Annotated in this window: 11 protein-coding genes; 8 read left to right on the forward strand and 3 right to left on the reverse strand. The window is 67.4% G+C overall.

Annotation, left to right across the window (positions count from 1 at the left end):
* The first annotated feature begins 183 nt into the window (after window positions 1-183).
* Genes AD72_RS13690 through AD72_RS13700 form a run of 3 tightly spaced genes read left to right on the forward strand, consistent with a single transcriptional unit; the run spans window position 184 to window position 3,324 of the window.
* On the forward strand, window positions 184-1,284 hold the full coding sequence (locus tag AD72_RS13690) for an alcohol dehydrogenase catalytic domain-containing protein (RefSeq protein ID WP_031466874.1): 1,101 nt from the start codon (window positions 184-186) through the stop codon (window positions 1,282-1,284).
* Window positions 1,284-2,597, forward strand: a complete 1,314-nt coding sequence (locus tag AD72_RS13695; protein ID WP_031466875.1) for an RbtT/DalT/CsbX family MFS transporter — start codon at window positions 1,284-1,286, stop codon at window positions 2,595-2,597. The genes AD72_RS13690 and AD72_RS13695 overlap by 1 nt, the downstream gene beginning before the upstream one ends.
* A gap of 7 nt (window positions 2,598-2,604) precedes the next feature.
* On the forward strand, window positions 2,605-3,324 hold the full coding sequence (locus AD72_RS13700; protein WP_031466876.1) for a GolD/DthD family dehydrogenase: 720 nt from the start codon (window positions 2,605-2,607) through the stop codon (window positions 3,322-3,324).
* Between the two features lie 27 nt (window positions 3,325-3,351).
* Here the strand turns inward: AD72_RS13700 and AD72_RS13705 are convergent, their stop codons facing one another.
* Window positions 3,352-3,990: an HNH endonuclease family protein gene (locus tag AD72_RS13705; protein WP_031466877.1), complete on the reverse strand. Its 639-nt coding sequence runs from the start codon at window positions 3,988-3,990 to the stop codon at window positions 3,352-3,354.
* Between the two features lie 72 nt (window positions 3,991-4,062).
* Window positions 4,063-4,623 carry a hypothetical protein gene (locus AD72_RS13710; RefSeq protein WP_156365180.1) on the reverse strand — a complete coding sequence of 187 codons (561 nt, stop codon included), beginning with the start codon at window positions 4,621-4,623 and terminating at the stop codon, window positions 4,063-4,065.
* Window positions 4,624-4,696: 73 nt separating this feature from the next.
* On the opposite strand from AD72_RS13710, the gene AD72_RS13715 reads away from it, so the two are divergent.
* The 5 genes from AD72_RS13715 to AD72_RS13735 all read left to right on the forward strand — a co-directional run bounded on the left by AD72_RS13715 (window position 4,697) and on the right by AD72_RS13735 (window position 9,952).
* Entirely contained in the window at window positions 4,697-5,986 is a 1,290-nt protein-coding gene (locus AD72_RS13715) for an adenylosuccinate synthase (protein WP_031466879.1), read from the forward strand.
* 158 nt (window positions 5,987-6,144) lie between these two features.
* Window positions 6,145-6,957, forward strand: a complete 813-nt coding sequence (locus AD72_RS13720) for an ABC transporter permease (protein ID WP_031466880.1) — start codon at window positions 6,145-6,147, stop codon at window positions 6,955-6,957.
* Window positions 6,948-7,637: an ABC transporter ATP-binding protein gene (locus AD72_RS13725; RefSeq protein WP_031466881.1), complete on the forward strand. Its 690-nt coding sequence runs from the start codon at window positions 6,948-6,950 to the stop codon at window positions 7,635-7,637. Before AD72_RS13720 ends, AD72_RS13725 begins: the two co-directional genes overlap by 10 nt.
* Before the next feature lie 201 nt (window positions 7,638-7,838).
* A complete protein-coding gene (locus tag AD72_RS13730) occupies window positions 7,839-8,810 on the forward strand; it encodes an ABC transporter substrate-binding protein (RefSeq protein ID WP_031466882.1) in 972 nt (323 codons plus the stop codon).
* Window positions 8,807-9,952 carry an LLM class flavin-dependent oxidoreductase gene (locus AD72_RS13735; RefSeq protein WP_031466883.1) on the forward strand — a complete coding sequence of 382 codons (1,146 nt, stop codon included), beginning with the start codon at window positions 8,807-8,809 and terminating at the stop codon, window positions 9,950-9,952. The genes AD72_RS13730 and AD72_RS13735 overlap by 4 nt, the downstream gene beginning before the upstream one ends.
* A gap of 82 nt (window positions 9,953-10,034) precedes the next feature.
* Here the strand turns inward: AD72_RS13735 and AD72_RS13740 are convergent, their stop codons facing one another.
* Entirely contained in the window at window positions 10,035-11,375 is a 1,341-nt protein-coding gene (locus AD72_RS13740) for a cation:dicarboxylate symporter family transporter (RefSeq protein WP_031466884.1), read from the reverse strand.
* Window positions 11,376-11,424 lie beyond the last annotated feature (49 nt).

Consider the following 11,424-nt stretch of genomic DNA (forward strand, 5'->3'; position numbering starts at 1 on the left):
CGTAGGTCACGGTGTGTGTGCTGGTCGGAACCCATAGCGCCGTCCTCCCGGCCGTGCCGTGAACATATGTTCAAACCTGAACGGATGTGTTGACGGATGTTCAGACCATGGTGATGCTAGGTGCGGCAGAAGTCCAGAGGGTTCGCACGAGACCAGCGCGACCCGTGCCAATGGAGGTACCAGGTGTCGGACATCCCGGATCGGATGCGAGCGGTCGTGGTGCACGGTCCGCAGGATTACCGCCTCGAGGAGGTGGACGTGCCGCGCCCGAGCGAGGACGACCTGCTGTTGCGGGTCGAAGCCGTCGGCGTGTGCGCGAGCGATCTGAAGTGCTACCACGGAGCGGCGAAATTCTGGGGGGATGAGCACCGCCCGGCGTGGGCGCAGACCGGCCGCACGCCCGGCCACGAGTTCGTGGGAACCGTGGTCGGTGGCAGCGAGCAGGCGAGAAGCAGGCACCGGGTCGAGGTGGGCGACCGCATCGTGTGCGAGCAGATCGTGCCGTGCGAGGAATGCCGTTACTGCCGCACCGGCAAGTACTGGATGTGCGGGCCGCACGACATGTTCGGCTTCCGCAACTACGACGGCGCGATGGCCGAGTACATGCTGGTGCCGCCGAAGGCAAGGGTGCACAAGGTGTCCAAGGACCTGGCCCCGCAGCACGCCGCGTTCGCCGAACCGCTCTCCTGCGCGCTGCACGCGGTCGAGCGGGCGAACATCCAGTTCGGCGATGTGGTCGTGGTCGCGGGATGCGGCCCGATCGGGCTCGGCCTGATCGCCGGTGCCCGGCAGAAGAACCCGCTGACCCTGATCGCGCTCGATCTGGACGACGACAAGCTGGAGCTCGGCCGCAAGTGCGGGGCGGATCTGACGATCAACATCCGTACCGAGGACGCGGTCGCCAAGATCAAGGAACTGACCGAGGGCTACGGCGCCGATGTGTACCTCGAGGGCACCGGGCATCCCTCCGCGGTCGGCCAGGGGCTCGACCTGTTGCGCAAACTGGGCACCTACGTGGAGTACTCGGTGTTCGGCTCGGACGTCAGCGTGGACTGGTCGATCATCTCCGACGACAAGGAACTCGACGTGCTCGGCGCGCACCTTGGCCCGCACTGCTGGCCCGCCGCGATCAAGCTCATCGAGGACGGCAAGATCCCGGTCGAGGACATCTGCACCCACCAGTTCGGGCTCGAGGAATTCCAGCGGGCGCTCGATCTCGTCGGGGACACCGCCGGCTCCTCGGTCAAGGTGAGCATCCTGCCCAATGGAACGGCGGCCCGCTGATGAGCCAGAGCGCAACCCGCGAGACCTTCCTGGACCGCATCGGCATCCCGCACAAGCTGCGCTGGGGATTCCTCGCCGTGCTCGTCTTCATGACCGGGAACGGCACCGAGTCCAACTTCATCTCCCCGCACATCAGCGCGGTGCTGCACAGCCCGGAAGCCACCGTCGCGGTGATCATCTCGATGTACAGCGTCGCGGTGCTGGTCGGCAGTTACCTCTCCGGCGCGCTCGCCGATCTGTGGGGACCGCGGCGGGTGATGGTGCTCGGCTTCGTGATCTGGGTCGTGTTCGAGCTGCTGTTCCTGCTCAGCCTTTCGATCGCGAACTTCCCGCTGGTGTTCATCACCTACTTCCTGCGCGGTTTCGGGTTCCCGTTCTTCGCGTTCGGTTTCCTGGTCTGGGTCAACATCACCACCCCGGTCGCGCGCAACGGCACCGCGGTCGGCTGGTTCTACGTGATGTTCACCGGCGGACTGCCGACGCTGGGCTCGCTGTTCGCGCTGGGCATGATCCCGGCCTTCGGCGGGAGCACCGGCGGCGAGACCGGCGCGATGATCAGCTCCACGGTCCTGGTGCTGATCGGGTTCCTGATCATGTGGTTCGGGGTGCGCGATCCCCGTGGCAGGCAACGGATCGCGCCCGAGAACGAGTCCAGCATGCAGGTCATCACCGCGGGTCTGCGGCTGACCGTGCGCCAGCCCAAGATCCTGATGGGTTTCCTGGTGCGGCTGATCAACACCGCGCCCGAGTTCGGGATGTTCATCATCCTGCCCACCGTGATCGCCGATGAGCTGGGCTGGGGTCAGGCGCGCTGGCTGACCATGACGGTTCTGGTGTATGCCACCAACATTCTGGTGAACGCGGTGTTCGGCGCGGTCGGGGATCGCTGGGGCTGGCGGCGCACCGTGCAGTGGTTCGGGGTGTTCGGTTCCGCGGTCGGGCTGCTGCTGTGGTGGTACGTCCCGCACATGGTTCCGGCCGGATCCACTTGGGGCTTCTGGCTTTCCACCGCCGCGGGCTGTGTGTTCGGCTGCCTGCTCGCCGGGTTCGTGCCGATGGGCGCGATCATGCCCGCGCTCGCCCCGCAGCACAAAGGCGCGGCGATGGCCATGTACACCACGGCGGCGGGCGGGGCGAGCTTCCTCGGTTCCGGTGTGGTCGCACTGGTGCTGGCCATCGGGCTCGGCAACACGGGCGTGGTGTGGGCCTTCGTACTGCTCTACGCCGCGGCCTTCGTGATGGTGTCCTTCCTGAACGTGAAGCCGGACGACACCGCCAAGAGCCCGGCACTGGCAACGAGCGGAAAGGACTGAGTACGCGATGTTCGATCTGAGTGGCCGGGTCGCGCTGGTGACCGGTGCCGCGTCCGGCATCGGCCGCCAGATCGCGGAAACCCTCGCCGAACGCGGGGCCACCGTGGCCGGTGCGGACCTGAAAGCCGATTTCCCGGCCGTTTGCGCTTCCACGCATCGCCTCGAGGTGACCGATCCGGAATCGGTGCGCGCGGTGACCGCGGAGGTGCTGGCGCGGCACGGCGCGATCGACATCCTGGTCAACTCGGCGGGCGTGGCACGGCTCGCGCCCGCGGCCGAGGTCACCACCGCGGACTGGGACCTGACCATCGCGGTGAACCTCACCGGCACTTTCCTGATGTGCCAGGCGGTCGGCGCGGCGATGGCGGAGCGCGGCTACGGGCGGATCGTGAACCTGGCCTCCCAGGCGGCGAGCGTGGCGCTGGACAAACACGTCGCCTACTGCGCGAGCAAGGCGGGGGTGAACGGGATGACCCGCACGCTGGCCCTCGAATGGGGGCCGAGCGGGATCACCGTGAACACCGTCTCGCCGACCGTGGTGCTCACCGAACTCGGCCGCGCCGCCTGGGACAACCCGGCGGGCGAGGCGCATCGCGCGGAGATCCCGACCGGGCGGTTCGCCGAACCGGAGGAGATCGCCGCCGCGGTGACCTACCTCATCTCGGCGGAGGCGGCGATGGTCAACGGCACCGAACTGCGAGTGGACGGCGGGTTCACGATCCGCTGAGCCGCACCGGAATCAGCCGGTTGTGCCTCAGCACTTGCCCAGGGTGCCCTCGAGGGCCTTTTTCTCCTCGGCCTTCACGGTCAGCTTGTACTTGTGCTTGATCGCCACGAAGCTGGCCGCGTAGTCGCAGCGGTAATCGGCGTTCGAGGGCATCCACTCGTCCGGGGTCTTGTCGCTCTTCTCCTCGTTCGAGCTCCCGGAGACCGCGATCAGCTGCGGGTCCTTGAGGTCGTTCGCGAAGGCCTGGCGCTGGTCCTGGGACCACTTCGCGGCCCCGGTGCGCCAGGCGTCGGCGAGCGGGACGATGTGGTCGATCTGCACCTCGGAGGCCTTGCTCTCCTTCTGCCCGTCGTAGGCGCTCGTCCAGGTACCCGAGGTCGGGTAGCAGTCGTTGCCCACCTTGACGTTCTCCCCGTCGCGCTTGAGCACGTCCTCGCGGGTGTTGCAGTTGCCCTCCTGCGCGATCCAGTGCGGGAACTTCTCCCGGGAGTAGCCGTCCATGGAGCCGTCCGCGGCCACGGTGAGCGAACCGAGGTAACCGCGGGCGGTCGCGGCATCCGGGATCCCGGGCGGGGTGGCCGATGCGGGAACGGCGAGCCCGAAAAGGCTGATGCCCGCCGCTGCGGTTAGTGAAATGGTGGCGGTACGTAAGCTAAGTTTCGTCATCTTTTGACGATCGCGCATGGATGTGACGCGCGCAATACTTTCGGGTGACTCACCGACGAACGTAGGGGGTCATCACGCGGTCACCAGCCGTAGATCCTCGGTGTGCCGATACCAGGACCAGCGCTCGAGCGGCCGCGGGTGCGGCTGACCGTCGGTGACCGGCTGACACGGGGCGCAACCGAACTGCACGGCTCGCCCGGTCGCGGTGCGGGTCCTGCGGAACCGCCTGCGCACGGTGACTTCCACGCCTGCACCGCCGGGGCGCACCAGCACGGTGCCCGCCTCCCGGTAGAGCACGGCGGTGCTGTCGCAGTACACCGTGGCTCCGGTCACCTGCGCGCTCGCCGCGCCGACCACGACCCCGCCGTGATCGTCGCGGATCAGCGGAATGCTGGTCACCGCAGCGGTGCGCACCGTGTCCGGATGGGCGCGAACCGCGACCTCGGATTCGCCGGACGGCAGGTAGGCGACCGCGATGTGCTGGAGCTTTCCCTTGCGCAGCAGGCGGATCGCGACCGCGGCGAGATCGGCGTCGGTGCCGTGCACCACGAGACGCTCCACGTCCAGTGCTGGATCGATGTCCGCTTTTCCGGACAGTGGCCCGGACAGTTCCGCCGTTCGCATCATTGACACGAGAAGAGAGGGTACGCTTGTCGACCGGTACAGCTTGTTTTCGCAAACCGATCAATATCAATGGGAGTTTGACATGCCTGCCATCGTGCTCATCGGCGCCCAGTGGGGCGACGAAGGTAAGGGCAAGGCCACCGACCTGCTCGGCGACCAGGTGCAGTGGGTCGTGCGCTATCAGGGCGGCAACAACGCAGGGCACACGGTCGTGCTCCCGGACGGTCAGGACTTCGCGCTCAAGCTGATCCCCTCGGGCATTCTCACCGAGGGGGTGACGAACGTGATCGGCAACGGTGTGGTCGTGGATCCGGGCGCGCTGCTCGACGAGCTGCGCGGTCTCCAGGAGAAGGGCGTGGACACGAGCAGGCTGCTCATCTCCGCGGACGCGCACCTGATCATGCCGTACCACATCGCCATCGACAAAGTCACCGAGCGTTATCTGGGCAGCCGCAAGATCGGCACCACGGGCCGCGGGATCGGGCCCTGTTACCAGGACAAGGTCGCCCGCGTCGGGGTGCGCGTGCAGGACCTGCTGGACGAGAAGATCCTGCGCCAGAAGGTGGAATCGGCGCTGGAGGTGAAGAACCAGATCCTGGTCAAGGTGTACAACCGCAAGGCACTGGATCCGGCCCAGGTCGCCGACGAGGTGCTCGCGCAGGGTGAGCAGTTCGCTGAGCGCATCGCGGACACCAGGCTCGAGCTGAACAAGGCGCTCGAGGCGGGCGAGACCATGCTGCTCGAGGGGTCCCAGGGCACCCTGCTGGACGTGGACCACGGCACCTACCCCTTCGTGACCTCGTCCAACCCGACCTCCGGCGGGGCGAGCGCCGGATCGGGCATCGGGCCGGGCCGGATCAGCGCCGTGCTCGGCATCCTGAAGGCCTACACCACCCGGGTCGGTTCCGGGCCGTTCCCGACCGAGCTGACCGACGAGATGGGCGAGCACCTGCGCAAGGTCGGCGGGGAGATCGGCGTGAACACCGGGCGCGATCGGCGCACCGGCTGGTTCGACGCGGTGATCGCGCGCTACGCGACCCGGGTCAACGGCATCACCGATTACTTCCTCACCAAGCTGGATGTGCTCTCCGGACTGGAATCGGTGCCGATCTGCGTGGGCTACGAGGTGGACGGTTTCCACACCGAGGACATGCCGATGACCCAGACCGATGTGCACCACGCGGTCCCGGTCTACGAGCAGCTGCCCGGTTGGTGGGAGGACATCAGCGAGTGCCGCCGGTTCGAGGATCTGCCGAAGAACGCGCAGGCGTACGTGCACCGGATCGAGGAACTGTCCGGGGCGCGGGTTTCCGCGATCGGTGTCGGTCCGGGGCGTGACCAGACGATCACCCGGCACGACATAATCCGATGAATTGATTCGCAATTCGCGTGTTTCCGTCCCCGAGATAATCCCTTCCTGTGGACGAAACACGCGTCCGATTGACACCATGTGCGGCGCGCTGGTGCGATCGGTTGCGTGATTTCCCGAGAATTCCCCGAAAACGGCGCCTCGTTCGGCGGTGACCGGTGATGGCGAGCGTCACCGCCGTCGCCGATCAGGTGCGCCCGCAACGCAACCGCCCGGGCCGCACCCGCCGCCGCGTCCGGATTCCCTTGCTGCGCTTGGCAAGCCCGGTCGCGATCGTGCTCATCTGGCAGCTGGCCAGCAGCACCGGGCTGCTGCCGAGCCGGTTGCTCGCCTCCCCGGTCGCCGTGGTGCGCGCGGCGGGCGAGCTGATCGCGAACGGGGAGCTGACCTCGGCGCTGGGGATCTCGGTGCTGCGCGCGTTCCTGGGTTTCCTGATCGGCGCGGCGCTCGGCGGTCTGTTCGGTACTCTCGCCGGGCTTACCAAGGCCGGGGACATCGGCATCGATCCGCCCATGCAGGCGCTGCGGACCCTGCCGCATCTGGGCATGATCCCGTTGTTCATCACCTGGTTCGGGGTCGGCGAGGCGCCCAAGATCGCGATCGTCGCCTTCGGGGTCGCGCTGCCCATCTATCTGCACGTGTACGCCGGAATCCGTGGTGTGGACCGGAAACTGCTCGAGGCCACCCGGGTGCTCGGCTTCTCCCGCGCGCAGCGGCTGCGCCATGTGGTGTTCCCGGCATCCACCGAACACGTCATGGTCGGGCTGCGGCTGGCCTTCGCGAGTGCCTGGCTCTCGCTGATCGTGGGTGAGCAGATCGCCGCGGACACCGGGATCGGGTATCTCATCAACAATGCGCGCGATTTCCTGCGCATCGACGTGATCCTGGTCGGGCTCGCGGTGTACGCGATCCTCGGCCTGCTCACCGATGCCGGGGTGCGGCTGATCGAGCGGAGGGTGCTGCGATGGCGGTGACGGTACGCGGACTGCGCAAGACCTTCGGCGAGCGCACCGTGCTCGACGGCGTGGATCTGACCGTGGCGCGCGGGGAATTCGTTGCCCTGCTGGGGAAAAGCGGATCGGGCAAGTCCACCCTGCTGCGAGTGCTCGCGGGGCTGGACGGCGCGGTCGAGGGGATCGCGGATGTGGCGGGCAGTGTCTCGGTGGCCTTCCAGGAGCCGCGACTGCTTCCCTGGCGCAAGGTCTGGCGCAATGTGGTGCTGGGGACCGAGGGCTCGCGCGAGCAGGCGGTGCGCGCACTCGGCGAGGTACACCTCGAAGAACGCGCCGACGCTTGGCCTGGCACCCTTTCCGGGGGTGAGGCACAGCGGGTTTCCCTTGCCAGGGCGCTGATCCGGGAACCCTCGGTGCTGCTGCTTGACGAGCCGTTCGGGGCGCTGGACGCGCTCACCAGGCTGGCCATGGGCGGGCTCGTGCAGGAATTGTGGCGCACGCACGGGCAATCGGTGCTGCTGGTCACCCACGATGTCGGGGAAGCGCTCACCCTCGCCGACCGGGTGCTCGTACTCGAGGACGGGCGGATCTCCGCCGAACACCGCATCGATCTCCCCCGGCCGCGCGCCGAACGCGAACTGCTCGGGCTGCGGGACACCCTGCTCGCCGAACTCGGGGTGGAACAGCATGCGCTGGCTTAGAGGTCATCTCACAATGACACTACCTGCTGCGCGGGGCCAGCGCGGCGCTGGCACGGCCTCCGGCGCCGGCAGGCACGGCGCGCGTTGTCGTCAATCACCGCAGAAACCCACTGCGGCTCAATACTCCGCCTTGCGGCTCATCCACTGCCTCGGGTACGGGTGTCCCGCCGGGGCACAGTCCCGCTCGCGACGGAGGCCATCATGAAACGACCTCTTAGCTGCATCGCGCTGCTCCTGCTGCTTTCCGGCTGTGCCACGAAAACCGAGGAACGCGGGCTCGTGCTGCACATCGGCGACCAGAAAGGGCAGACGAAGGCGCTGCTCGCCGCTTCCGGGCTGCTGCGCGAATTGCCGTTCACGGTGCGGTTCTCCACCTTCACCTCCGGTCCGCCCGAGGTGGAGGCGGCGAACGCGGGCGCGATCGACACCGCCTCGGTGGGCAACACCCCCGCCCTGATCGCGGCCGCGGCGAACGCGGACGTCTCCATGGTCGCCGCCGCACAGGGGGCGCCGAGCGGGGACACCATCCTGGTGCCGCGGAATTCTCCGGTCAGGGACCTGAAGTCGTTGCGCGGCAAGACCATCGGCGTGGCGAACAGCACCTCGGCGCACGGGCATCTGCTCGCTCAGCTACGCAGGGCCGGCCTGTCCAAAGAGGACGTGCACATCGCCTATCTGCAACCGGCGGACGCCTTCGCCGCGTTCAGCCAGGGCGATCTGGACGCCTGGGCGATCTGGGATCCGTACACCGCACAGGCGCAGATCCGCGAGCACGCGCGGGTGCTGCTGGACGGGACCGGTGTGGCGAACGCGCTCAACTTCCAGGTGGCGAGCCGGAAAGCGCTCGCCGATCCGCGCAAGGCCGAGGCGATCCGCGCGCTGGTGATCGCCACCGCCAAGGCGCAGCGCTGGACCCAGAGCCATCCCGAGCAGTGGGCCCGCGCCTATGCGCACGACACCGGGCTCCCGGTCCCGGTGGCCCGCCTCGAGGTCAGCCGCGGGGTCAAACTTCCGGTTCCGCTCACCGGGGACACCGTGCGATCCGAACAGCAGCTCATGGATGTGTTCGTGGCGAACAACTCCATTCCGCAGGGCATCCGGTTCGGCGATTTCGTCGACGACCGCTACCACAAGGATCTGCAACCATTCCAGGAGAAAGGCATCCGGCAATGAGCATCGAACTGCACTGGTTCCTTCCCACCCACGGGGACGGCCGGTTCATCGCGGAGCGCCCGCACGTCTCCCCGATCGCGGCGGCGAGCCCGCGCCAGCCGGACATCGACTACCTCGCCCAGGTCGCGCAGGCCGCCGAACATCTCGGGTTCACCGGAATGCTCACCCCGACCGGTTCCTGGTGCCAGGATGCCTGGCTGACCACAGCGGCCCTGCTCGCGCGTACCAAGCGGATCAAGTTCCTTGTCGCCTTCCGCCCCGGCGTGCTCAGCCCGACCCTCGCGGCTCAGATGGCCGCCACCTATCAGCAGGTCTCCGGTGGCCGGTTGCTGCTGAACATCGTCACCGGCGGGGAATCGGTCGAACAGCGCCGGTTCGGTGACCACCTCGATCACGATCAGCGTTATGCGCGCACCGACGAATTCCTCAGTGTGCTGCGATCCGCCTGGTCCGGGACACCCGCCGATTTCCACGGCGAGCACTACGAGATCGAGGGCGCGCGCACCTACTCCGTTCCGGACCCCGAGCCGCCGATCTACTTCGGCGGATCCTCCCCCGCCGCCCTTCCGGTCGCCGCCAAACACGCCGACGTCTACCTCACCTGGGGCGAACCGCCCGCTGCCGTCGCCGAGAAGGTCGCCAAAGTGCGCGCCATCGGCGAGAAATACGGGCGGCGTCTGCGGTTCGGCATCCGGCTGCACACCATTTCCCGGGATCGCTCCGAACAGGCCTGGGCCGTGGCCCAGGACCTGTACGACGCCTTCGATCCCGCCGATGTGGCCCAGGCCCAGGAATCCTTCGCACGCAGTGAATCCGTCGGCCAGCAGCGGATGGCCGCGCTGCACGGCGGCGACCTGGGCGACGACGCCCGCTCCCTCGAGATCTACCCCGGGCTGTGGTCCGGAGTCGGCCTCGTGCGCGGCGGCGCCGGGACCGCGCTCGTCGGCAGCCACGCCGAAGTAGCCGACCTCATCGAGCAGTACACCGAGGTGGGGATCGAGGAATTCGTGCTTTCCGGGTACCCGCACCTCGAGGAGGCCTACTGGTTCGGCGAGGGAGTTCGCCCGGAACTGGCGCGACGCGGGCTGGTGGGGGCCGACTCCGAGCCGGAGCGGCCGAACCTGCGCGTGGCGGCGCTGTAGTCGGCCGAAACTGACCCAGGGTGCGTGGGATCGGGCGATCGCATCGATCCGGGCTTCTTCCGCCGCGAGATCGCCTCGATAATCAGCTGTTCTGCGCCATCGGTTCGCTCTCCTTCGCCGATTCCTCCTCCAGCAACGTGCGCTCATCGAACGGCTGCGCACCACTGAGTACCGAGCTCATCCGCTGCCGGTCGATCTCGTGGGTCCAGGTCCCGATGATCACGGTGGCGATGGCGTTGCCCGCGAAGTTGGTGAGGGCGCGGGCTTCGGACATGAACCGGTCGATGCCGACGATGAAACCGACCCCGTCGACAAGGTCGGGCCGATGGGACTGCAGGCCGCCTGCGAGGGTGGCCAGTCCCGCTCCGGTGACGCCCGCGGCCCCCTTGGAGGCGATGACCATGAACAGCAGCAGGCCGATCTGTTCCCCGAGCGCCAGCGGTTTGTCGAGCGCTTCGGCGACGAAGATGGAGGCCATGGTGAGGTAGATGGCGGTGCCGTCCAGGTTGAAGGAGTATCCGGTGGGCACGGTGATCCCGACGACGGGTTTGCTCACCCCGAGGTGCTCCATCTTGGCGATCAGCCTCGGCAGCGCGGCCTCGGAGGACGAAGTGGACAGGATGAGCAGGAATTCCCTTGCCAGGTAACGGAAAAGCCGGAACACGTTGACCCGGGCGACGGTCCAGAGCACGGTGCCGAGCACGCCGAACACGAACACGAGGCAGGTGAGGTAGAAGCCGACCATGATCACCGCGAGGCTGCCGATCGCCTTCCATCCGGTGGCACCGACGACGGCCGCGATGGCGCCGAACGCGCCGACCGGGGCGACCCACATGATCATCGACATGATGCGGAAGACCAAGCGCTGAATGTGTTCGATGCCTCGCCGGATCGGTTCGCCGCGGGGGCCGAGTTTCTGCAGCGCGAATCCGGCGAGCAGGGCGACGAGCAGGGTCTGCAGCACCTGTCCCTCGGTGAGCGCGGAGAACAGCGATTTCGGGATGATGCCGAGCAGGAACTCGGTGGTGTTCTCACCGCCTTCGATCTGTTCACGCCCGGAGCTGGCGATGTCCTTGGTCAGGTGCAGCCCGTCACCCGGTTCGAGCACATTGCCGATCAGCAACCCGATCACGAGCGCGATCGCGGACATGACGAGGAAATAGCCGATCGCCATTCCGCCGACCTTGCCGACTTTCGCCGCCCGCGCGACCGAACCGACGCCGAGCGTGATCGTGCAGAAGATGATCGGCGAAATCATCATCTTCACCAGATCCACGAATCCGGTGCCGAGCGGTTTGAGGTCCTTTCCGAACGCGGGAAAGAGCAGACCAACCGCGACACCGAGCGCGACCGCGACGATCACCGCGAGATACAGATAATGCGTGCGGTCCAGCTTTTTGGCTACCCCAGCCGATTTCGGCACCGTTGCCTCCAGTCATAGATGAAACGCCTGGGGAACTATTGGCCACCCG

The sequence above is a fragment of the Sciscionella sediminilitoris genome, assembly GCF_000737195.2.
In the GTDB taxonomy this organism is placed as follows: domain Bacteria; phylum Actinomycetota; class Actinomycetes; order Mycobacteriales; family Pseudonocardiaceae; genus Sciscionella; species Sciscionella sediminilitoris.